Origin of the sequence: Segatella copri (assembly GCF_002224675.1) — a bacterium.
Lineage (GTDB): Bacteria > Bacteroidota > Bacteroidia > Bacteroidales > Bacteroidaceae > Prevotella > Prevotella copri_U.
The window spans coordinates 74872-98377 of sequence record NZ_NMPZ01000013.1; the positions used below are offsets into that span (position 1 = coordinate 74872).

21 protein-coding genes, 1 pseudogene and 1 riboswitch are annotated in these 23506 nt (G+C 46.7%); of the genes and pseudogenes, 11 read left to right on the forward strand and 11 right to left on the reverse strand.

Annotated features, from left to right (window positions below; all coding sequences use genetic code 11):
- Nucleotides 1-53: 53 nt before the first annotated feature.
- Nucleotides 54-2432 carry a TonB-dependent receptor plug domain-containing protein gene (locus CFT61_RS09395; RefSeq protein WP_176425563.1) on the reverse strand — a complete coding sequence of 793 codons (2379 nt, stop codon included), beginning with the start codon at nt 2430-2432 and terminating at the stop codon, nt 54-56.
- Nucleotides 2392-2641: riboswitch (cobalamin riboswitch) on the reverse strand. Its footprint overlaps the gene before it by 41 nt.
- A gap of 141 nt (nt 2642-2782) precedes the next feature.
- Between CFT61_RS09395 and CFT61_RS09400 the strand changes: the two genes are divergently transcribed.
- Nucleotides 2783-4096, forward strand: coding sequence for a Y-family DNA polymerase (locus tag CFT61_RS09400; protein WP_089544180.1), 1314 nt, complete (start codon nt 2783-2785; stop codon nt 4094-4096).
- A 65-nt stretch (nt 4097-4161) separates the two neighbouring features.
- On the forward strand, nt 4162-4620 hold the full coding sequence (locus CFT61_RS09405; protein WP_176425564.1) for a LexA family protein: 459 nt from the start codon (nt 4162-4164) through the stop codon (nt 4618-4620).
- A 130-nt stretch (nt 4621-4750) separates the two neighbouring features.
- On the opposite strand, the gene CFT61_RS09410 is transcribed toward CFT61_RS09405, so the two are convergent.
- From CFT61_RS09410 to CFT61_RS09420, 3 genes are all read right to left on the reverse strand, one after another.
- A complete protein-coding gene (locus tag CFT61_RS09410; RefSeq protein WP_089544181.1) occupies nt 4751-6058 on the reverse strand; it encodes an MFS transporter in 1308 nt (435 codons plus the stop codon).
- 3 nt (nt 6059-6061) lie between these two features.
- A complete protein-coding gene (locus CFT61_RS09415) occupies nt 6062-7513 on the reverse strand; it encodes a mannitol dehydrogenase family protein (protein WP_176425567.1) in 1452 nt (483 codons plus the stop codon).
- 280 nt (nt 7514-7793) lie between these two features.
- Nucleotides 7794-8798, reverse strand: a complete 1005-nt coding sequence (locus tag CFT61_RS09420; RefSeq protein ID WP_089544183.1) for a LacI family DNA-binding transcriptional regulator — start codon at nt 8796-8798, stop codon at nt 7794-7796.
- Between the two features lie 339 nt (nt 8799-9137).
- Between CFT61_RS09420 and CFT61_RS09425 the strand changes: the two genes are divergently transcribed.
- Entirely contained in the window at nt 9138-10499 is a 1362-nt protein-coding gene (locus CFT61_RS09425; protein ID WP_089544184.1) for an NAD(P)/FAD-dependent oxidoreductase, read from the forward strand.
- A 71-nt stretch (nt 10500-10570) separates the two neighbouring features.
- On the opposite strand, the gene CFT61_RS09430 is transcribed toward CFT61_RS09425, so the two are convergent.
- Nucleotides 10571-11623 carry a LacI family DNA-binding transcriptional regulator gene (locus tag CFT61_RS09430; protein WP_367379339.1) on the reverse strand — a complete coding sequence of 351 codons (1053 nt, stop codon included), beginning with the start codon at nt 11621-11623 and terminating at the stop codon, nt 10571-10573.
- Nucleotides 11624-11859: 236 nt separating this feature from the next.
- On the opposite strand from CFT61_RS09430, the gene CFT61_RS09440 reads away from it, so the two are divergent.
- From CFT61_RS09440 to CFT61_RS09460, 5 genes are all read left to right on the forward strand, one after another.
- Nucleotides 11860-13299 carry an MFS transporter gene (locus CFT61_RS09440; protein WP_254918921.1) on the forward strand — a complete coding sequence of 480 codons (1440 nt, stop codon included), beginning with the start codon at nt 11860-11862 and terminating at the stop codon, nt 13297-13299.
- Between the two features lie 74 nt (nt 13300-13373).
- A complete protein-coding gene (locus CFT61_RS09445; RefSeq protein ID WP_089544188.1) occupies nt 13374-14423 on the forward strand; it encodes a zinc-dependent alcohol dehydrogenase in 1050 nt (349 codons plus the stop codon).
- Between the two features lie 168 nt (nt 14424-14591).
- Nucleotides 14592-15476: a carbohydrate kinase family protein gene (locus CFT61_RS09450; protein WP_089544189.1), complete on the forward strand. Its 885-nt coding sequence runs from the start codon at nt 14592-14594 to the stop codon at nt 15474-15476.
- Between the two features lie 143 nt (nt 15477-15619).
- Nucleotides 15620-16354: a hypothetical protein gene (locus CFT61_RS09455; RefSeq protein WP_089544190.1), complete on the forward strand. Its 735-nt coding sequence runs from the start codon at nt 15620-15622 to the stop codon at nt 16352-16354.
- Nucleotides 16355-16410: 56 nt separating this feature from the next.
- Nucleotides 16411-16800: a VOC family protein gene (locus tag CFT61_RS09460; protein ID WP_089544191.1), complete on the forward strand. Its 390-nt coding sequence runs from the start codon at nt 16411-16413 to the stop codon at nt 16798-16800.
- A 174-nt stretch (nt 16801-16974) separates the two neighbouring features.
- Here the strand turns inward: CFT61_RS09460 and CFT61_RS09465 are convergent, their stop codons facing one another.
- Complete coding sequence (locus tag CFT61_RS09465; RefSeq protein ID WP_022122055.1) at nt 16975-17307, reverse strand: cupin domain-containing protein; 333 nt, start codon at nt 17305-17307, stop codon at nt 16975-16977.
- 64 nt (nt 17308-17371) lie between these two features.
- Nucleotides 17372-17920 carry an NUDIX hydrolase gene (locus CFT61_RS09470; protein WP_089544192.1) on the reverse strand — a complete coding sequence of 183 codons (549 nt, stop codon included), beginning with the start codon at nt 17918-17920 and terminating at the stop codon, nt 17372-17374.
- Nucleotides 17921-18101: 181 nt separating this feature from the next.
- Here CFT61_RS09470 and CFT61_RS09475 point away from each other — a divergent pair.
- The 3 genes and pseudogenes from CFT61_RS09475 to CFT61_RS09485 form a co-directional block, all read left to right on the forward strand.
- Nucleotides 18102-18563, forward strand: a pseudogene (locus CFT61_RS09475) (GAF domain-containing protein); the annotation flags it as partial.
- A gap of 177 nt (nt 18564-18740) precedes the next feature.
- Nucleotides 18741-20261, forward strand: a complete 1521-nt coding sequence (locus CFT61_RS09480; protein WP_089544193.1) for an alpha/beta hydrolase — start codon at nt 18741-18743, stop codon at nt 20259-20261.
- A gap of 265 nt (nt 20262-20526) precedes the next feature.
- Entirely contained in the window at nt 20527-21069 is a 543-nt protein-coding gene (locus CFT61_RS09485; RefSeq protein WP_176425565.1) for a DUF4143 domain-containing protein, read from the forward strand.
- Between the two features lie 44 nt (nt 21070-21113).
- Here the strand turns inward: CFT61_RS09485 and CFT61_RS09490 are convergent, their stop codons facing one another.
- Genes CFT61_RS09490 through CFT61_RS09500 form a run of 4 tightly spaced genes read right to left on the reverse strand, consistent with a single transcriptional unit; the run spans nt 21114 to nt 23115 of the window.
- On the reverse strand, nt 21114-22265 hold the full coding sequence (locus tag CFT61_RS09490; RefSeq protein WP_089544195.1) for an acyloxyacyl hydrolase: 1152 nt from the start codon (nt 22263-22265) through the stop codon (nt 21114-21116).
- Between the two features lies 1 nt (nt 22266).
- Entirely contained in the window at nt 22267-22479 is a 213-nt protein-coding gene (locus tag CFT61_RS09495; RefSeq protein ID WP_089544196.1) for a DUF3791 domain-containing protein, read from the reverse strand.
- A gap of 53 nt (nt 22480-22532) precedes the next feature.
- Entirely contained in the window at nt 22533-22751 is a 219-nt protein-coding gene (locus CFT61_RS17420; RefSeq protein ID WP_367379338.1) for a DUF2442 domain-containing protein, read from the reverse strand.
- A gap of 49 nt (nt 22752-22800) precedes the next feature.
- Nucleotides 22801-23115, reverse strand: a complete 315-nt coding sequence (locus CFT61_RS09500; RefSeq protein WP_254918922.1) for a HigA family addiction module antitoxin — start codon at nt 23113-23115, stop codon at nt 22801-22803.
- Nucleotides 23116-23506 lie beyond the last annotated feature (391 nt).

A 23506-nucleotide genomic window follows, 5' to 3' on the forward strand; every position in this document is an offset into this window, starting at 1 on the left:
ACTATTCTGATTTCTATTCAGATTTCTATTCCGTTTTCCTCCCATCCGGCTTTCTACAAGGTAAGCGAAGCTGTGGCTTGCCAACTCCTGCCCGGCATCGGATAATACTTAATTACCTCATATTGCTTGTTGAAGGCATTGAGCAGGGAGAAACTGAGTTTCAGGACGCTGCCCCTTGGAAAATCCCTTCTTGAAGCATTTCTATTAAGAGTACTTTCTTCTGAAGCATTCCTATAAAGGGCACTTTCTTCTGAAGCTTTTCCATTAAAAGCATTTTCTCTTGATCCATTTCCCGACTCAGTATTCTTCTTTCTCTTTCCGAGCGAAAACTCCCTCGACAAGGTGAAAGTATGCTCCTGATACGCTTTCATCCGATATTCATCCGTGCACTGTATCATACTCCATCGCTCGCCCACAGCCTGCATCTGCCATCCCACAGACACCCAGGGATTGCTCCATACGGCAGAAACATTGCCCGAATGGCGAGGCGTATAAGGCAACTGATGGCGGTAATAACTCTTTTTGCTATCCGTCTTATCCACCGCATACTGATAGGTATAGGAAGCATCCACATCCAAAGCCATCTTCTGTCCCATCGGAACACCGAGCGAAAGTGTAGCATCTACGCCCTTGATTTCTACTCGTCCGAAATTCACCATCTTCCATACATAGGTAGTCGGGAAAGCCACAATCTTATCCGTCACCTTATTATAATAGGTGTCGAAAGTGGCTTGCAGACTGATTCCACGAGCCGGATTTCGCAGCGATTTCCCTCCAAACTGATGCGCCCAAGTTACACCGAGGTTCCATTCCGTAGCATTCTCAGGTTTGAGATTCGTATTGCCGATGTGCAGGTAATACATATCCGTGAAAGTCGGCACGCGATAGGTGCTCTTCATCATCGCCCTGAGATAGAGCGTTTCATCTGCAAGCAGACGATAGTTCATGGCTACACTTGGCGAAATCCGCTTTCGGTCGGCAGGAATCCGGGCATTTACTGAAGAGGATGAGCCGGAAGAGCCTTTATCCTCTTTTGAAGCCTTTTCGGAAATGTAGGTTCCTACAAGATTCCCATCCACCTGCCATCTCTGCCATTTCCATCTCAGCGACCAGGCGGTCTGCGATGAGTAACGGGTAGGATTAGGCTGTGAAACAACATTGGTGCGAAGATCGCCGATGGAGAAATCTTCGGCAAGTGCCGTTGTCCATCCCCACCCCAGATCATAACCTATCGTGGCAGAGGCATAATACTCATTCTGCCGGGCAATATCCGTCAGCTTTCCTCCCTGATATTTCACATTGTAATCTTCATATTTCGACCACGTATGAGCGTATTTCAACCTTGCGTTCAGCGCAAGACGGGGAGCCAGCTGCGATTTCCAGACCATCTGAGCGAAGCAGCTCTCATCCCACATCCGCTCTTCAGCATCAGAATTGTAGAGAATCACCACTCCCGGCAATCCACGTTTGGAATTGTAATAGGATACCTTGGCAGAAAGTTCGTTTTTATCCCAACGATGGAAGAGATTCACCTCTCCCTGCCCCGACAGGATATCAGAATTATAGCGCTTGTGGTGCTCCTTGTATCTTCCGTTCTGAATCGTGAAAGGATAGACTCCATCTGCCCTCACCATATTGGCGTCGAAGGTAAGAGCTGTCTGACTGCTAAGCCGCTGACTATATTGAAGGGAAGGCGTGAACAAGCCCCAGGAGCCTGTCTTGGCGTTCACTTTCAGCTGCCAGGGCTGCGGAGAAGTCCAGTCTATCCCACGGTTTTCGATGCTCAGGATTCCAGCCGAAGCATAATGCCGAGCCGACTGCATCAGGTCGCTACCCTGCCCGATTGCTACCGAGAGCTGGCGAATATTGGAAAGCGAATATCTCGACACGTCAATCTGTCCTGCCTGCATATTGCTCACCACGATTCCATCGTAGCTCACCGCCGTATGGCAGGCGCCCAAACTTCTCACACTCACCGTCTGCAGTCCACCGATTCCACCATAGTCACGCACCTGCACTCCAGCCATTCGTTTGGCAGCATCTCCCACTGAGGTAATGCCCAGCAACTGAAGTTCAGAACTGGTGATGGTCTGTACAGGAGTCACGCTCGATAGGGCACTACGGGGCTTCTTCGCTCTCACCTCCACATCATCCAGATGCTGCGTGCGAGTACGAAGGGAATCGCTTACCGGAGCCTGCTTTCCTGCCCGAACCGGTTCAAGATGCTGAGCCTGGAGGGTAGAAAAACCGCTCATCCACATGGCGCCTATCAGGGCTACATGCGTTATTCTTTTCTTTTTCTTCATTCTGTTGTTTCTATTTTCTTCATCACGAACCCATCCCACGGGGTTGGATGAAATCATCTTCCTATCAGCTGCAGGGCGCAGTGATAAGAAAGGACGGCAACGGCAGGTCTTCTGACTTACATCCATCAGACAAGCGGTCTTCCCGAAAAAATGTCAGTGACCTTTTAAATGCTTGCCTGTTCTTCCCCGGTGGCATTCGTGCCCCTCATTTCGGAAGAAGATGTTTACAGCAGCGGGACTGTCCGGGCTTCTCACCCGATTCCCTTTTAATCGCAGTCCACCCCCATTCCTATAGCGGCACGTGGCGACTGCGAACCAATTGCGGGTGCAAAGGTAAGCATAAATCGCGGAATAACAAAGTTTTTCTCTAAAAAAACACAGAAAAAAATATAATCTTGGATAGAGACTAGAGTTTCGAATATTTTTTGTATTTTTGCAGCACCAAAAGAATACATTAAGGAAAGAATACATAAGGAATGATAGGATTAGCCGACTGCAATAACTTCTACTGTTCGTGCGAACGAGTGTTTCGCCCCGACCTGATAGGAAAGCCCGTGGTTGTTTTGAGCAACAACGACGGGTGCGTCATTGCACGCTCTGAAGAAGCCAAGGCGCTGGGCTATAAGATGGGCGATCCGTTCTATCAGGTAAAGGAAAAACTGGAGGCTGAAGGCGTGGCTATCTTCTCCAGCAACTATACACTCTATGGCTCACTCTCCAACAGGGTAATGTCGATGCTCTCGCACTACTCGCCGCACATCGACCAGTACTCCATAGACGAAAGCTTCTTCGAGGTGGAAAACCTTTCTTCCGTCACAGATGGTTCCCTCCTCCAACAATACGGCGCCAGGATTTCTGCCGATGTGCTACGAGCCGTGGGAATCCCCATCTCCATCGGAATCGCAGAAACGAAAACCCTGGCGAAAATCGGTTCCAAATTCGCCAAGAAATACAAGGGCTATCAGGGCTGCTGTCTCATTGATACGGATGAACGGAGACACAAAGCTTTGTCGCTGTTCCCGATAGAAGATGTATGGGGAATCGGAAGACAGATTGCCCGAAAATTAGATTATATGGGTATCCGGACTGCAGCTCAGTTTGCTGATAAAAAAGAGAGTTGGGTGCGCAGTCATTTCAACATCACCACGATGAGAACGTGGAAGGAACTGAATGGCGAAAGCTGCATCAGCATTGAGGAACTGCCGCAGAAGAAGAGTATCTGCACCAGCCGGAGCTTTGCCGGTGAAGGCATCAGCGATAAGGATGTGGTAGAAGAAGCCGTGGCTAATTTCGCCGTGCGCTGCGCCGAAAAGCTGCGACATCAGGGCAGCGTGTGCCAGGGAATTACGGTGTTTGCCTGGACTTCAAGATTCAACGAAAACGTGCCGGAATACACCATCCACGATTCCCTCACCCTGCCCATCGCCACCAATGCTCAGGATGAAATCGTGGGCGCCGCACTCACTATCCTCAGAGCCAGATATCCCAAACCAATGGCTGACAGCAGACCCGACCGACCAGGAATGTCATTTAATTTCAAGAAAGCAGGCGTCATCCTGTGGCAAATCTCGCCCGACAGTCCTCGCCAGCAAGACCTCTTCGACCCTATCGACCGAAGCAAGCAAAAAGCGCTGATGGAGGCCATCGATGCCATCAACCGGAAGAATGGCTATGGAATCATCCGTCAAGCTGTACAAGGAAATGGTTGCCGATTCGACTTGAAACGGGAATATATGTCGAAGCGGTTTACCACGGATATTCATGAGATTCTGAAAGTGAAAACTCAATGAGATTCAGAATGAGCCTCTTTCTAAAAATGGGCTCCATAAACTAAGAAAATAAATAAGGAAACAAGATGAACAAGAATAACGATAACAAGATAAGACTGACATTTCACCCTGCGGAATTCGGAGCCAAGATGCCGATTCCGCTGGCAGAGCAAAGCGTAAAGGCAGGCTTCCCTTCGCCGGCACAAGACTATATGGAGGGAGAGATAGACCTCAACGATATTCTGGTTCGCCATCGTGAGGCCACTTTCTATGTTCGTGTTTCAGGCGACAGCATGCAGGATGCAGGCATTCTCGATGGTGACCTAGCCATCGTAGATAGACAGATTGAACCCTCCAACGGCAACTTCGTCATCGCCTTCGTGGATGGCGAATTCACCATCAAGCAATTCAAGATGGATGAGAGCGGTGCCTTCGGCTGGCTCATCCCATGGAACAAAAACTTCTCCCCAATCCGGGTAGATGAGACCAACCGATTCATGATCTGGGGCGTAGTTACCTATGTGATTCATCAGATTGCAGAATAATTCATCTGATTGCGGAATGATTCATTTGATTGCGGAATAACTCTTAAAAATAAAAAACTCGGAATGCTTCGAAAAAGGAAACATCCCGAGTTTTTGATATCCTTCTTAATTTATGTCTTACTAATGTCTTTTATGCCTCCTGCTTCTTATACCCCACAAGTCCGTACCAGAGGATGACGAACTCGCAGAAGAGAGGAACGAGCCAGGTGAACTGCCATGAACCGATATAATCGGCAAGCAACCCCTGAAGCACAGGGAATACTGCACCACCGAAAACACCCATCATAAACACACCCGAAGCCTTGGAAGTATATTCCTTCAAGCCATCCACAGCCAAGGTGAAGATGCAACTCCACATCACACTATGAAATAATCCCACAGCAGCCATCAACCAGAGATTTTCGGTAAGCATGGAAATGGCCATCAATACGATTGCCGCCACCGTAACGGTGATGAGCATAGGGCGAGGTGCCACATTCTTCAAACCGGCAGAAACCATTCTACCTATCATGAATCCTCCCCAATAGAGTGTGGCAAGAAGGGCTGGAGAAAGATCGTAACCATGTCCCATCAAATCCATCGCATGAAGATTCATATTGTTGCCGATTCCCACCTCGGTTCCCACATAGAAGAAGATAGTAATCACACCATATTTCAAATGGCGGAACGACCAGATGCTGCGTTTCTTCGCATTTCTGGAATCATCAGAAGGAGTTGTCTTTCCTTCAGATTCCACATCTTGAGTCTCCTCTCTTGTACCCTCAATGTCAGGAAGATTCGCCTTGGAAGTGCTCCATGTTGTTAAGGCAATGATGAGCATCATCACCAGAAAAGGAATGGTGAGCTGATCGGCAGAAACACGATCCAGGGAAACGCCGGCAAACATCACGCCCGTTACAAAGAAAGGAGCGATGGTTGTTCCGAATGAATTCACCGCACAAGTGAAGTTCATACGCTGCACGGGTTGAGTGCCCGGCAAAGGATAGGCAGCTATGTATGGATTGATAACCACTTGAAGCATTGCCGCAGACGTACCCATCAGATAGGAACCGAAAAGGAAAATGAAATATCCGAATGGTACAAAATCCTGAGAAATATGCACACCTGCCCCACCCCAATATTCAGCAATCAGCGCCGAAGCAAGATAGAAGGCAAGTCCCAGCACCATGACCAGCATCGAACGGATGAGCGTCTTCTTATAGCCCACCTTATTCAGCAAGCGTCCTGTCTTCGCACTATTGAGCAGATAGCCCAGGAAGAAAGCGAAGGAGATGATCGTAGCCAGGGAGTTCCTGGTAGTGGTAACCTCCGAGAGGAAGGCTATCTTCAAGGGACCCTGACACTGACCGTTGACGGTTGTGAGAAAGCCCACTATAAAATAGATGAATGTCAGGAGGAGGAAAGGTCCTGCACTCCTGAGTGTTATCGATTGTTTCATAAATTACAAGATTTCTTCTTCCAAAACCTTCATGGCACCCTTTGCCTTGATGTCTTCCACCATCTTCAGGTAAAGCTCTACAAAATGAGAAGCTGCCTTGAGATCGGTGCTTGTAAAGGCTGAAATGCCAAGGAAATCGAGCGCATCATCGCTGTCGATGGCCTTATGGTCATCAACGGTGAGCCATGGATCAGCCACTTCGAAAGCATCGCCATTGTCATCTACCTGATACTTCAGATAATGACGGTAAGCAGCAAAGAGGTAAGCCACACGCTTGAACTCCACATCCTGACGCTTGCCAGAAGCATCATCAGCAATCATCTTCTCCAGATTCGGCATCACATAAACAGGGAACTTGCTGGCACCATCGAAGCAGAGACGAGCCACCTGGTCGCTGACCATGCGGTTGCCGAAACGCTCTACCAGGCACTGCTTGTATGCCTCCAGATCAGTATCCTTTGGAGCTGGCACGTAAGGAGTGATGTCTTCATCCATGAAGGCACGTACAAACTTACGGATTCTCTCATCGTGCATAGCTGCATCCACCTTGCGATAACCGCCGAGGAAAGATGGATAAGAGAGCAATGTATGAGAAGCATTCAAGAGAGAAAGCTTCATATTCTCGAAGGCAGTCACATCGTCAGTCATCTGAGCACCCACGGTTTCCCATGCTGGGCGACCGGCTGCGAAATTATCCTCTACTACCCACTGGATGAAATCCTCGCAATAAACAGGAGCCTCATCGCAGGTTCCGTTCTGAGCATTCAATCGCTCGATGTCGGCAGGACGGGTAGCAGGAGTAATACGGTCAACCATAGAGTTAGGGAAGGTAACGTTCTCCTCCATCCAGGCAGCGAGTTCCTTGTCCTGAGCTCCCACGAAAGTCATGAAAGCCTTGCGGGCTGTATTGCCATTGTGCTGCAGATTATCGCAGGAAAGGATGGTGATAGGACCATTGCCTGCTGCCTTGCGGCGACGCAATCCCTCGGCAACATATCCAAAGGCAGTAACCGGCTTGGCTGGATTCTGGATATCGTGAGCCACCTGCGCATTGTCGAGCATGAATTCGCCACTCTGACGAGAGATGTTGTATCCGCCCTCGGTGATAGTGAGGGTGATGATCTTAATATCCTTAGACGCAATCTTGTCCAGAATCTGCTCCTGCTCCTCAATGCCCCAATAGAGTTCTACAAGTGCACCCAACTGATAAACCTCGATGCTGTCATCACGTCCACATACGGTAAGGGTGTATTCGCCATCCTGCTTCTTCAGGGCGTGGTAGAGGCGCTCATCACCCGGGAGAATCATTGCTCCACAGATACCCCAGTTCTGCTGGGTATTGTTCTCGAGGAGCATATTGGTCATAAACTCCAGGTGAGCACGATGGAAGTTACCTACTCCGAAGTGCAGGATACCTGCCTTTACCAAACTGCGGTTATAAGCATAACCTTTCACTACCTGAGTTGCATTTGCTGCGTTTGCATTTACTAAATTTGCCATAATTCTTTTATTGTTAGCTGTTATTATTTAATTGTTTACTCTTTCCGAAAGCAAGCCACCAGGATGAGTCTCTCCAGCAAGCCTGTCTCTCGTTTTCGATGGCAAAGATAGTTCGTTTTTTCGAGATAAAAAGATATTTTTTTCGAAAAACCTTGCAAACGTTCCCGCAAACGTTCCCAATTTCTGCAAACGTTTTAAATACTTTCTGGCGATTTCCGGGAGCTACGTAGTTTGATTATTCTCCCGTAGATTCCCTACATTGCATCGTGGTCTTCAGCACCACCTGCCTGTCCTCCATCTCCGGATTGTTGATTTTCTCCATCACCAGTTCTGCCGCCTTTCTGCCCATCTCCTCCAGCGGAGGCTCCATGGTAGTAATCTGCGGAGAAACGATGGTTGATAGTTCGGTGCCCGAAAAACCAGCCACGAAAATCTCTTCCGGTACCCGATTACCCAAAGCGCGGAGCCGATTCTGCGCACCTATCGCCAAAGTATCAGTAAAGGCGAAGATGGCATCAAATTCCACCTTATTATATATAAGGCGGTCGATGGCATCGGCTCCATCCTTGAAGGTCATTCCCGTCTTCACAATCAGCGAAGGATCAAAAAGATGGAATTTCTCCATCGCCTCACGATAACCCAAGCCTCGCTGATAGGCATTGTAAATGTCGTCGGGTCCCTGCAGATAAACGATGCGCTTCCTGCCCAGACGAATCAGATGCTCCACCATGAAATAAGAATCTACATTATCATCCACCACAACCTGCGGCATCTTCAAGCCATACGGAATGCGGTCGAAGAAGACAATCGCCATGCCATCTGCCGCCAACTGCTGATACATTTCGATGTTCTTGCGATAGCTGCAGAGGCTCACAATCAGGCCATCCACCATAAACTGCTCCATCATCTTCAGGTTCTCCAATTCCCGCTCCGGCTTCTCATCGCTCTCGGCAATCATCACCTTCTGGTTCTTCTTGTAGAGCACCTCCTGTATTCCGTTAATCACCTGCGAAGCATAAGGGGTGTGCATCTCCGGCACGATGACACCTATGGTATTCGTACGCCCCATCTTCAGGTTCATCGCCACCGGATTGCGCTTGTAGCCGAGTCGCTTTGCCTCTTCCACCACCATCTCGCGCGTCTCCTTGCGAATGTTCTTGTCATCTGTCAACGCTCTGGAAACAGTGGAGACCGAGATGCAGAGCGAACGGGCTATATCCTTGATAGTTACATGTTTCATTATTATGTTTTTATAAGATAAACGTTCGAATATTGAAGTTGTCGATGCAAAAATACAACATTTCCTTCAAAATCAAAAACTTTTCTTGGAAAAAGACAAGAACAACTACCAAAATGCTATCTGCATATTACATTCTGCAACATCATTTGCAAGAATATAAAATGAGAACGATTGCAACCAACTTCAATCCCATATTTCTACCCATCTTCCTTTGCCACCTCATAAAAAAGTTGTACCTTTGCAGTCGAATTTTCAGCGATGACTAGGCTATATGCCTTCTAAGAATAGAATTTTCAGCAAATATATGTATTTAGTAATTCCAAACAAACAGCAGTAGTTATGAGTATTAATATCAAGAGAAATCAGTTGAAGAGAGTTGTTATCGTAGGTGGCGGACTCGGTGGTCTTCGTTTGGCAGAAGACCTCTGCAATGCAAACCTGCAGGTGGTGTTGATCGATAAGAACAATTTCCATCAGTTCCCTCCGCTTATCTATCAGATTGCCTCGGCAGGTATCGACCCAAGTTCCATCTCCTTCCCTTTCCGCCAAATTTTCCGCAAGCGCAAGAACTTCTACTTCCGCATGGCAGAAGCGAGAGCCGTATTCCCAGACAAGAAGATTCTGCAGACTTCCATCGGTAAGATTGAGTACGATTACCTGGTGTTCGCAGCAGGAACCACCACCAATTTCTATGGCAATGCCAACATCGAGAAATGGGCAATTCCGATGAAGACCGTTTCTGAAGCAATGGGATTGCGCAACGCTGTGCTGAGTAACCTGGAGCGTGCATTGACCTGTGCCACAGAAGAGGAGCGACAGGAACTCCTGAACGTGGTCATTGTAGGCGGTGGTGCCACAGGTGTGGAGATTGCCGGAGCCCTCTCTGAAATGAAGCGCTACGTGATTCCTTATGATTATCCTGATATGGACTCATCTCTGATGCACATCTATCTTCTGGAAGCGGGCGACAGACTGCTCGCCGGAATGTCACAGGACTCTTCTAAGAAAGCATACGAATTCCTTACCAGTATGGGTGTGGATGTACAGTTTGGTAAAATGGTAACCGACTACAAGGACCACAAGGTTCTGATGAAGGACGGTCAGGAGATTCCTACCCGTACATTCCTCTGGGTATCAGGTGTAAAGGCACAGCCTATCACAGGTATCGATGGCGACCATCTGGGCCGTGGTTTCCGAATCGTAGTAGATGAATTCAACCGCATCCCTGGCATGGACGGTCTCTTTGCCATCGGCGACCAGTGTATCCAGACCACAGACCCAGCTTATCCTGGCGGTCATCCACAATTGGCACAGGTAGCCATTCAGCAGGCAGCACTCCTGGCTAAGAATATCCAGAAGATCGCAGAGGGAGCCGCTGATTCCCAGCTCAAGCCTTTCCGCTACAAGAACCTGGGTTCTATGGCTACCATCGGAAGACACAAGGCTGTAGTAGAGCTTGGCAAGTTCCACAGCCAGGGCTTCTTTGCCTGGGTATTGTGGCTGGTAGTTCACCTCCGCTCTATCCTTGGCGTAAAGAACAAGGTAATGGTAATGCTCAACTGGCTCTGGAAGTACGTAAGCTATAACGATTCTATCCGAATGATTACCTACGCCACCAAGCCTAAGGAAGTGCGCGACCGTTTAAAGCGTGAACAGACCACTCACCTCGGCACCGACTTGCTGGAGAATGAAGAAGATTAAACTCTTAATACTTAGAGATAAAAGATAAAAGAAGCGGGTGTGTCATCCAAATACAATGACATACCCGCTTTTTATGTAGATTCCCTTATCACGGTTTCACCTCTCAATGCAATTTCCTCTATCCTTCTATAACCATCGGCAATATGCTCCAGCAGCAGTCGGCAACTTTCCTGCGCCATTTTCTCAATAGGCTGCTCCACTACCGTCAACTGAGGATGAACCAAGGTAGCCAAGGCTGTGCCCGACATGCAGCAAAGTGCCACATCCTCCGGAATGCGCAAGCCACGCTTCTGGATAGCACTCTTGGCTCCCAACACAGCAGTCTCCGTAAAGCCAAAGACCGCATCAAAGGGCACATCCTTCTCCAGGAACCGCTCCATCACCCAACTACCCTCTTCAGCCGACAAGGCTGGCGACAAGACATCTTGCGCCTGATACTCTATATGAAACTTTTCCAGCGCATCCCTATAGCCCCTCAATCGTTCATAGCTGTTTCGAATATAAGCAGGTCCCGGAATATGAATAATATGCTTATACCCCTTGCGCAATAAAGCCTCCACCATGAAAAACGACATAATGTAATCGTCCATGTGCACCTGTGAAGCCTTTACCTTCTCCACCGTTCTATCGAAAAACACGATGGGAATGCCTCTTTCTATCACCTTATTATATAGGTCCACATTATGCTCCTTATCGCATGCACTCATCAGGATGCCATCCACACGCAGCTGCTCCATCATCAGAATGTTCTCTCTCTCCTGCTCAGGATTCTCGTTAGAGATGGCAATCATCACCTTATACCCCTGCTTGCGCAAGATGGCTTGAGCATCATTGATAAAGGTCATATAGAACGTTGTTACGATTTCGGGGATGATGATACCGATGTTATGAGTACTCTGCTGGCGAAAGTTCACAGCCAGTTCGTTGCGATGATAGCCCATCCGTCCTGCAGTCTCCAATATCTTCTTCAAGGTTTCCGCCTTCACATTACCCGTATCTCCCGACAGGGCACGCGAAACTGTGGACTTGGAAATTCCCAACTCCCTTGCAATATCCATAATGGTTACATATTTTGCCATATTTCTTTTTCGTTTCTTGATGAATGTGCTTGCAAAGATACTTATTTTCTACGAAAGCCACAACAAAAAACAGAGAAATCTTTTTGGGAACGGTTGCGGAAAATGGGAACGGTTGCGGGAACGGTTGCGAAAAAACAGCCGATTTTTTTCTTGTTTTTCCAGCAAAAACATTCTATCTTTGCAGCGTGAAAAGGAAAAACGATTTCTCAAATCGCTCTATTCCTTCACAAGACAAAGAATAAACAACATTAAGTATCACAATCAAACCTAAGAAAAAGAATATGGAACAAGATTCTAAATTTCAAGCAAACAGTTCGCAAGCTGACAATATGCAAGCGAATGTTTCACAAATGAGCAACTCGCAAGAGAATCATTCACAGGGAAAGGTTCCCTTCATCAGTAAGCTCGCCTATGGCATGGGCGATGTAGGCTGCAACTTCAGTTGGATGTTCGTGGGCAACTTCCTCATGATTTTCTATACCGATGTGTTCGGAATCAGCATGGGTGCCGTAGCAACCCTGATGCTTGTTTCCCGATTCTGGGATGCCATCAACGACCCCATCATCGGCACACTTACCGACAAGACCCACACCCGATGGGGACGATTCCGCCCATGGCTGCTCTTCGGAGCTCCTATCACGGCACTGGTACTGATACTCACCTTCTGGGCTCATCCGGAATGGAGCCAGACCGCCAAGATTATCTATATGGCAGTAACCTACTGCATCCTGGTGCTAGGATATACCTGCGTGAACCTGCCTTACGGCACACTCTGCGGAGCCATGACGCAAGACATCGATGAGAGAGCCAAGCTCAACACCAGCCGTTCGGTGAGCGCCATGATGGCCATCGGAGTAATCAACATCGTAACCGTTCCGCTCATCAGCTGGTTTGGCGCAGGCGATACCAAATATGGTTATCTGGCTGTGGCTGTACTCTACGGCATCATCTTCGCTGCCTGCCATCTGTTCTGCTTCCATAAGACCAAGGAAGTGGTAGAAGTTCCTGTGGGACAGAAGCTCCCTCTAAAGGTGCAGCTTCGCTCCGTGATGAAGAACAAGCCCTATCTGCTTGCCCTCTTAGGACAGTTGCTCTTCGGTTTCATCCACTACGGACGCAATGCCGACATGCTCTACTATTTCACTTATGTAGAAGGTTCGGCAACGCTCTTCTCTTACTATTCCATGGCCATCATCGTGCCAAGCATCATAGGTGCAGCCTGCTTCCCTCTGGTATTCAGAAAAACGGGCAACAAGGGTTTCACGGCAGCCATCTTCGCTTTCCTCACCGGTATTACGATGATAGGTCTGTACTTCTTCAGCCCTAACGGCAGCGCCATCATGTTCTATCTGTTCTCAGCTTTGTCGTGGTTCTTCTTCTCAGGCTTCAATACAGCCATCTATGCCATCATCCCCGACTGTGTGGAGTATGGCGAGTGGAAGACGGGCATCAGAAACGACGGATTCCAATACGCCTTCATCTCGCTGGGTAACAAGATAGGAATGGCACTCGGCACATCGCTTCTCGCCATTGCCCTGGGCAGCGCAGGATACGTAAGCAATGCCATGCAGAATCCGGAAGTATTGAGCATCATGCACCACGCCTTCAGCACCATTCCGGGAGTCTTGTGGATCATCACCGCAGGATGCCTCTGCTTCTACAAGCTCAACAAGAAGCAATACAAGCAGATTATGGCAGATTTGGAAAACAAAAAGAAATAAAAAGAAAAAATAAAGATAAACCGGGATCTTTTATCCCACCAACATAACAATAACATTTTTAAAACATTATAATCATGAGACAGGCAATATTGGTAGAACCAAAGCATATCGAATTCAAGGAAGTAGCAGAACCAAAGGCAGCAGACTTAACTGCTCATCAGGTTCTCGTCAACATCAAGCGCATCGGCATCTGCGGTAGCGAGATTCACTCTTACCACGGTCTTCACCCAGCCACCTTCTACCCAGTGGTTCAGGGACATGAGTACTCTGGAGTGGTTATGGCTGTAGGCAGCGAAGTTACCGTCTGCAAGCCTGGCGACCACATCACCGCTCGCCCACAGTTGGTTTGCGGCAAGTGCAACCCTTGCAAGCGCGGACAGTATAATGTTTGTGAGCACCTGCGTGTTCAGGCTTTCCAGGCAGATGGTGCTGCACAGGATTTCTTTGTAGTAGATGACGACCGCGTGGCTAAGTTGCCGGAAGGCATGAGCCTCGACTATGGTGCCATGATTGAGCCTTCAGCCGTTGGTGCCCATGCCAGCAACCGCACCGATGTGGAGGGTAAGAATGTAGTAGTGAGCGGTGCAGGAACCATCGGCAACCTCATAGCTCAGTTCTGCATTGCCCGTGGCGCCAAGAATGTACTCATTACCGATGTAAGCGACCTCCGCCTGGCTAAGGCTCGCGAGTGCGGCATCAAGCATACCCTCAACATCACTAAGAAGACCTTGAAGGAGGCAGCCCAGGAACTTTTCGGTGAGGAAGGCTATCAGGTAGGTTTCGAGGTAGCAGGTGTAGAAGTTTCCATCCGTTCGCTGATGGAGACCATCGAGAAAGGTAGCGACATCGTGGTTGTGGCAGTCTTTGCCAAGGACCCAGCCCTCAGCATGTTCTATCTGGGCGAGCATGAGTTGAGACTCATCGGTTCAATGATGTATCGCCACGAAGATTATCTCACAGCCATCGATTACGTAAGCAAGGGCATCGTCAACCTCAAGCCACTCGTAAGCAACCGTTTCGCCTTCGAGGAATACGATGATGCTTACAAGTTTATCGACACTCATCGCGAAACCAGCATGAAGGTTCTCATCGATTTCGAACAGAAACCTGGAGAGAAGAAGTAAAGGATTGAAGAGAAGAAACATACTGCAAACGATTGCAGAAATTGGAAACGATTGCGGGAACGTTTGCAGAAAGTTTAGATGATTTTTCTTTGCGAAGGTAGCTGAAAAATGCTACCTTTGCAACAAAAATCAAGTAACATCTCTAACATTCTTAAAGTAAAAATGACAATGGAAAAGAAACAATCAGTGATAGGTATCGGTGAGGCACTCTTCGATGTGCTTCCAGAAGGAAAGAAGCTAGGTGGCGCTCCTGCCAACTTTGCTTACCATGTTTCACAGTTCGGACTCAATAGCTGTGCGGTCAGCGCAATGGGCGATGATGAGCTGGGCAAGGAACTGGAGAAGGAACTCAACGATCACCATCTCAACTATCAGATAGATAAGGTAGCCTACCCTACAGGCACCGTCCAGGTTTCACTCGATGCCAACGGCATTCCTTGCTACGACATCAAGGAGGGAGCAGCCTGGGACAACATCCCCTACACGCCAACCCTGGAGAAGTTGGCAAAGAATTGCACCGCAGCCTGCTTCGGTTCGCTGGCTCAGCGTAACGAGGTTTCCCGTAACACCATCTACCGCTTCCTCGACCACATGCCTAAGGGAGAAGGAATCCTCAAGATCTTCGACATCAATCTCCGTCAGGGATTCTATGATAAGGATATTATCACCGAGAGCATCAAGCGATGCAACATCCTCAAGATCAACGACGAGGAATTGATTACCGTAAGCCGCATCTTCGGCTATCCGGGCATCGACCTGGAGAACAAATGCTGGCTCCTCTTGGGCAAGTACAATCTGAAGATGCTCATTCTTACCTGCGGTGTAAACGGCAGCTACGTATTCACCCCTGGCGAAGTTTCGTTTATAGAGACTCCGAAGGTAGAAGTGGCAGACACTGTGGGTGCAGGCGATTCATTCACAGGTGCATTCGTGGCAAGCATCTTGAAGGGCAAGAGCGTCAGAGAGGCACATGAATTGGCAGTAAAGGTTTCAGCATTCGTCTGTACACAGAATGGAGCCATGCCTGTTTTGCCTGATGAATTTACCAAGTAAAGCCACATTTGCCCAAAGTTATTGCGAAGATTATTTTCATACAAATATAAAGTTTCGTTAATTTTGATTTTTAGTTAAGGTTTATAAGGTTCAAAAAGTTATTAGTTTAATTAGGTTCAAAAAGTTTATTTTGTAGTTAAACCATGAAAAGAATTGTAGTTATTGTTTTGATGATGGCAGCGTGTCTGGGAAATGCCCAGGCACAGCTCCATCTGAAAGCCAACGTGCAGAATAATCATCTGTGGCGTGGCATGGAAGTTTCCGACGGCATCGTCCTCCTCACCGACCTGAGCTATACGATGGCCAACGACCACGTTACCGTGGGACTTTGGGGTGGCTGCAACTCGGAAGGCTCCTACAAGGAGTTTAACCATTATCTGAATCTGAAGGCTGGCGGTTGGGGATTCGCCCTGTGGGACACCTACAACTTCTCCCCTGGTGCCACCTATAATAATAAGGAATACTGGAACTACTCAGCCCATACCACGGGCCGATTCCTCGATGCCACATTGAGCTACCGTTTCCAGGAAGAAAAGTTTCCACTGCTCCTGAGCTGGTCAACGGTAGTCTTCGGACGCGACCGCAACAGCAGCAATACAGAGCAGAAATATTCCACCTTCGCCTATGCGGAATATCCAATCTACCAGAAGGATGGCTGGAAGGTAGATGCAGGAGTAGGTGGAGCCTTCGCCCTGAACAGAGCTGGCGAGGATGCCCACTTCTTCGGAACCACGGCAGGCATCGTTCACGTATCACTGCAAGCCACCCACGATCTCAAGCTCGGCAACTACACCGTTCCGGTTTACGCCAAGGGCATGTGGAATCCGCAGAGCAACGAGAGCTATTTCCAGATTGGAGCAGAAATCATCCGCTTCTAAATCTTCAAAAAACACAGACAGTTTTATCATAACAATCATCTAAACACAAATTCATTATGAAGATTAAAGATTTTACAACAGGCGTGCAGCACATCGGCATTCCTACCAACGACATCAACAAGACCATTGAGTTTTATCATGCCCTGGGCTTCGAAACAGCCCTCCGCACAGTGAACGGCACCGAGGAAGTAGCCTTCCTCCAGCTCCACAATCTCATCATCGAGACCTATCAGAACCATCAGGCTAAGATGGAATATGGTGCCGTTGACCACATCGCCATCGATGTAAAGAACATAGACGATCTCTTTCTGGTAGTGAAGGAAGCTGGCACCTTCAAGATGCTGGATCAGCAGGTAAATGGTCTTCCTTTCTGGGAGAACGGCGTAAAGTTCTTCACCATTGAGGGGCCAAACAAGGAGAAAATCGAATTCTGCGAAAAACTATAACCCGCCAGCTGGCTTTTAGATAAAAACAGATTACTATAGCAATATAAGAGAGAGATAATAAATGACGAAAGTCCAGCTTGGAGCCTTTCTGAGAGAGAGGCATCCGAGTTGGACTTTCTTTTTTCGTTTTCCTTGAGGAATATGATGCGTTTCCCTGATGATGTTTCAAGGATATTAATGATGCTCAGGCACAATGGCGAGATACACCAGATCATGGTCGGTGAGGTTCTCCATATAATGAGCATGGTTCATCGGGCAGTAATGCACCTGTCCCTGGCGAACCTCCTCCACGGTATCATCATAATGGAAAGTAGCAGTGCCGCTTACCACATAGATAATCTCGCAGTTGCCCTCATGAGTATGAAGACCAGTTGATGCACCCGGACGCAAGGTAGAATACATAATCTTCACCTTGTCATCCACATAGTTACGAGTATCGAGTTTACCCTGTCCACCCTTGAAGCCCTCCAAATGAGCCTCAGCAATCTTTTCGAAATCTATTACCATCTTTATAATGTTTATTGTTTAATGTCTAATATTTACTTGGCTTTTATAAATGAAGCCATACAGCTTACTTTGCTTTCGCAAAATACTTCCATAGCGGAGCCGCCATCAGGCTTTGCCAGATTTCTCCCTTCTCCAGCATATCCATCACTTCTTCCCTGGAGAAGAGGCGAACCTCGATATCCTCAGCCTGGTCAAGATGCTGAACATCCATGCGCTCCACATCCGTAGCCAGATAACAATGGGTAAGATTGGTATGCGTGCTTGGGTTGGCAGAAATCGTCATCCACTTCTGCCAGTTACCGCCTCCGAATCCAGTCTCTTCCATCAGCTCTCGCTTGGCAGCCACCATCGGATCCTCGCCCTTCTCTATCACTCCGGCACAGAGTTCATTCACCGTCTTCCCTATTGCATAGCGATACTGGCGAACAAAGACGAACTCTCCCTCCTTCGTAATGGCGATGGTATTTACCCAATCAGGATATTCCAGCACGTAATATTCATCAATGATGGCACCCGTAGGCAATTCTACCTTATCCACTCGTGCCGTGAGCCAAGGCTTCTCTATCAGATACTTCTGAGAGAGCGTCTTCCATTTCATATCTTTATCAGCCATTTTCTTACTTCATTTAAAATCAGACTTTTCTTTATCTTAATTGATGGTGCAAAAGTACGAAAAAAGATTGAAAGGATAGAAATATTTCTATAAAAAAGACAGTTTTCCAATTATTTTTGTTACTTTTGCAGAGATAGAATATCTAAACAGATAATAGACAGAATTGAAAAGTAAAGACATCATGGCAGAACATCTTATTATAAAAGGAGAAACGAAGGAGGAACTTTACGCTACGCTCCTCCCACAGCTCAAGTCACTCGTAGAGGGCGAAAACGACATCATCGCCAATATGGCGAATATTTCAGCATGCATCATGGACACCTTCCACTTCTGGTGGGTGGGCTTCTACCGGGTCATCGACGGAACTCTTGTGCTGGGTCCTTTCCAGGGACCGCTGGCCTGCACCCGCATCAAACGGGGCAAGGGAGTTTGCGGAACGGCTTGGGACAAGGCGGAAACCATCGTGGTAAAAGATGTTGAGAAATTTCCAGGGCATATTGCCTGCAGCAGCGCCTCCCGTTCAGAGATTGTTGTACCCGTTATCCGAAACGGTGAGGTGATCGCCGTACTGGATATTGACAGTGAACACCTCAATACCTTTGATGACATTGACAAGGAATGGCTGGAGAAAGTGGCAGAATTATTTGCCGCCAAAGCGCCATCCAACCTATTTTTAGCCCCTAATTTTAGAAGATTTAACCCATTCTTAGCCCCTAACACTAGTGTTATTATTTATTAAAATCGTAATTTTTCACTGCTAATTGTTCTATTTCTTCAGGATTTTAAGTAACTTTGCATCGTTCAAATATATCAAGTAACAATGAAGAAGTTTTTCGTAGCATCGCTGGCCTTGGTACTTTGTGTATGTGCCCAGGCAGCGAAGAAGCCTACACCAAAGTTGGTGTTTGATGCTTCGAAAGGCGTGGCGGGGTCTGTTACCCTTCCTAATGGGAAGAAGGTCAACTATACTGCTTACACAAATTTGTATTATGTTACTCATGTAGAGGATTCTACGTATCAGTACATGAATGTGTTTGTTCCTGAGGGTGCAACGCAATCCACTCCTATCTTTATGCCCAATTATGTGGGTGGCTATATGGCAGCTGCTCCAAGGATGATAGATGAGGGTGATGCATCAGGTAGAGCTTTAGCAGAAGGCTATGTTGTAGCTATACCTGGTGCAAGAGGTAGAAACTCTATGATTGTACAGAAGGGAAAGACAGTTTATACGGGTCGTGCTCCTAAGGGACTGCTTGATTTGAAAGCGGCAGTTCGCTATCTGCGTTTCTTTGACAGGGATATGCTGGGTGATGCCGAGCATATTATTACCGATGGAACAAGTGCAGGTGGAGCTATGTCGTCTTTATTGGGTTCCACCGGCAATAATCCTTCTTATGAGCCTATGCTCAAAGCCATGGGAGCAGCTGATACAAGAGACGATGTTTTTGCGGCAGTTTGTTTTTGCCCTATCATCGATCTTGACCATGCGGATATGGCGTATGAGTGGTTGTATGGAGGTGTGGATGAAAAGATCCGACCTGTAACGAGCGAGCAAGTTGCTGTTTCTAAGGAGTTGGCTGCACAATTTCCTGCTTACATCAATAGTTTGGGACTAAAGAAAAAGGACGGAAGTGATTTGAACGCAGACAACTATCGTGATTATATCAATCAGCTTTTGATGACAAGTGCTCAGGATGCAAAGGATTATGGTGCTGATATACCAGATAGTATTGGATTTTCATTCTCTTCAGGCATGAAGTTCATTGCTCCTATGAATGGTGGCAAGAAGCAGGGAGAAATGAAGTTTCCAATGGATGTGCCAAAAGATGGTCCTAAGATGATGCCAATGAGAAATAAGTCAAAGGGAGAATACATCACTGGTCTTGACTTGGATAAGTATCTTTCTTATGTGGCAAATAAGACAGCCCTAAAAGGTGTGCCGGCTTTCGATAGTAAAGGAGTAGCAGGAAGTAAGGCCAGTGGAGAAAATGAGGAGTTTGGCAATAGCAAGGGTAGTTCTGTTAACTTTACCACCTATTCGTTGGTAAAAGCCACAGGAAATTCCAAAGCTGTTCTTGGCAAGGAAATAGAAGAGAATGTAAGGTTGCTCAATCCGATGTGTATGATGGATGAAGAAGGTTCTTGCATTGCACCTCATTGGTACATCCGTCATGGAGCCATAGACAGAGACACGGCGTTCCCTATTCCTATCAACTTGGCTACCAAGCTTGCAAACAAGGGTAAGGATGTTAACTTCAAGCTGCCTTGGAATCGTCCTCACTCAGGTGATTACGCCTTGAACGAACTTTTTGGATGGATTCGCTCGATTTGCGGTAAATAGAGAAATATTTGGGATGAAACTCTTTCTCCTCTCTTGTGTCTTTGCAAGAGAGGAGATTTTTCTTTATCAATTGATGGTACAAAAAAGATTGAAAAGTGAAAGATTGTGTTTCACGTATAAGACACTTCATACCATTCTTAGCCCCTAATTTTAGAAGATTTAACCCATTCTTAGCCCCTAATTTTAGAAAAACCAGTATCTTTGCACCAGATTATCAATGTATTACGAATTATAAAAATATCTAAAAAGACATATAGACAATAAGGTGGACTGCGATGGTAATAGTGGGCAAATCAAGACTGCACTGGAAACACTGATTTTAGCAGGTCTTGTATATCCAGTCACCCATACCTCTGCCAACGGAATTCCTTTAGGCGCAGAAATCAATGAGAAATACCGCCGCATGATATTTCTAGATACAGGCTTACTACAAAGCGTTTTAGAACTGAATATAGCCGATTTTATCGCTACCACTGATATGCAAGTAATTAATCGAGGAGCTATTGCAGAAACCTTTGTAGGTAATGAGATTATAAAATCATCACCATGCTACGAACCGCGATCATTATACTGCTGGCACAGAGAAAAAAGCGGCAGCAACGCAGAGGTGGATTATGTGGTTCAACTAGGCGACAAGATACGCCCTATTGAAGTAAAGTCGGGCATAAAAGGATCAATGCAAAGCATGCGTATTTTCCTCCAACAGAAAGGCATCGACTACGGAATCCGCACATCACTCGAAAACTTTTCGTGTTATGACGACATCAGGGTATATCCGCTTTATGCTATCAAAAATATATTCAAATAAAGAAATAAGATACCATAAATGAATGGCAGGAGAAGATGGCGGCATTATTTGCCGCCAAAGCGCCATCCCAAGCCTAGCATCAGATTGTTAGGAGTCTTGAAATCCACCAGACTGTAGCCGATGTGCAGCATGGCACGTCGGCTCACATGAATCTTCAGGGCAAGCACCTCATATACTCCCTTGAAGTCGTTGCGATTGCCAAGCAGATAGGTTCCCGCACCAAAGTTGATGCTGAAATAAGGCATGGCAAACTCGCCACGAGCCGAAAGCCCCAGACCAGCCTGGGTACTAAACTTATGATTCACATCCTCGCCCCAAGGATCATTCTCCCTGCTAGCTGAACGGTCGTACACACCATCAAGCGAAGCACCCAAACTCAGCCACGGGTTCAACCGGTACATCGGGTTGACATTGAAGCCCATCACGGCATACTTGCCATCCAGCAGATAGCTCGACACACCATCATGTGCTATACCCTGCTTCCATGCGCCATACAATACCACATCCGTGTAAAGTCCACGCCTATCCGGCAACTTCTCCCGCTCTACCTTCGGCACAGCCAATGGTTGTCGGTTGATGTAATAAGCCAGTCCCAATCTTATGCCGCCTGTGTTAAGTCCCATATTAGGATAAGTGGTGTTGCCATTAGAGAAATGAGTCAGCGAAATACCGGCATTCAGATCGAGATATTTCGAGAGCATCCACTTCATATACACATCAACATCAATATATGCCGTTGCCTTTGAGCCAATCACCTTGTTTTCAGGATTATTCAGCTCGTCATAGGCATTCCATCCGAACGCCATTCCCAGATTCCACTCATAGTTGAGCGACACCCTGCGGGATAGGTTCACAATCGGTGCCCCCTGAAACAGATACACGGATATCGGATTTGCCAGCCACTGGTTAAACTCATGTCTAGCCAAGCCTACACCCTGATACGCCCCCTGATAGATGGAGCCAGGTCTCACCTCCTCCTTATTCATGAAGGCATACTTCAGCGTAAAAGTCATGTCGTGATTCATCGTCCGGGCCTCATCATTTCCTCCACGCAGAAACTCGTTGGTATGGAAGATGGTAGATGGCACCGCATCCAGTGCGATGCGGTGTATAGTCTTGCAGCTATCCTCCTGCGAGGAGGCCGGCAACGCCATAGCAGCAAGCATGGATATAACCAATAAACTTAGTTTCATCATTCTAGAGCACTCCTTTCTCTTTCATGAAATCAACAAGATCTTCCATCAGATACTCCTTGCTAAAAGTATGGAGCACATCATAGCTTGGGATAATATAATCAGTAAGTATACCAGAAGTCTTTAGACGCTGATATACATCACGAGCATTCAATCCCAATCTGCGAGATAAGTTGCCTATGCAATATGTTACAAAATCAATATTATCACTATTCATAACTTCTGCTTTTTAATAATACCACTATTGCTACGCTTACAAAATCTATCCGATTAGTTTGCGCTATAATAAATCGCATTCTCATCATCTTTGCTGTTGCAAAGACCAGCATCAGAAAACAGACCTGAGAAACAAAGATCTTCATCTAGTTCAGGCCAAGGAATTCCATAACGCCTAAGAAAGAACCTCTGGCACTGTTCCGTTGTAGCCTTTACCAGACGACTCCATCGATTAAAAGAATTGAGGATTGTCGTAGTACTCCAGTATGCCATCTACTTTTAGTGTGGATTGTTTCTTATTCATATCTTCTCTTCAGCTTTTTTACAAGGCTACTGCCACCCTCCTTACCTTAGCCAATCTAGCCATAAAAGTAGTATCACTTTTTGTAGATTGCAAATTATATCTCATCTGCATTTTCAACAAAGGCTCAGCATTCACTCCAAGTGCAGCCTCAAAGAGTAGAGCTGTTTTTTCCGTCACAGGGCGACGTGCATTCAGAATTTCGTTCAGAGCAGAATAGGCAATACCCATTTCCTCAGCCAACTGTCGCTGAGAAATTCCACGATATTCTATCTCATCCTTCAGAACATCTCCAGGATGCGTAGGAAAAGCCGGAGTCATATCGTTTGCCCGCATTTCCTTTATTGTTTTTTTATCGTTGCTCATAACTACATTATTTATAATAGTTTGATGTTGCAAAGATAATATATAAATTCGATATTCACAAATTTTGTGAAGGAAACTTTGGCTAAACAACAATAATTGTGATTATCTATGTTAAAAATCATAAGATTTGATTACTTCCCGACTTGCAACTCAGCTCTTATTCATGAAATATGTCACAATATCTATTTTGCAAGTCTTTGTTTTCAAGATATTTAGTTTTGGTGACCTTCATCTGATGAACCCCACCAACTTTTCGATTCTACCAAGCATAAACTAGAAGAAACGGTGAAGGCTACTGATAAGCCTCCACCGTTTGTTACTTTATTTCGTTGCTCTAACGAATATATAACATTACCTAGTT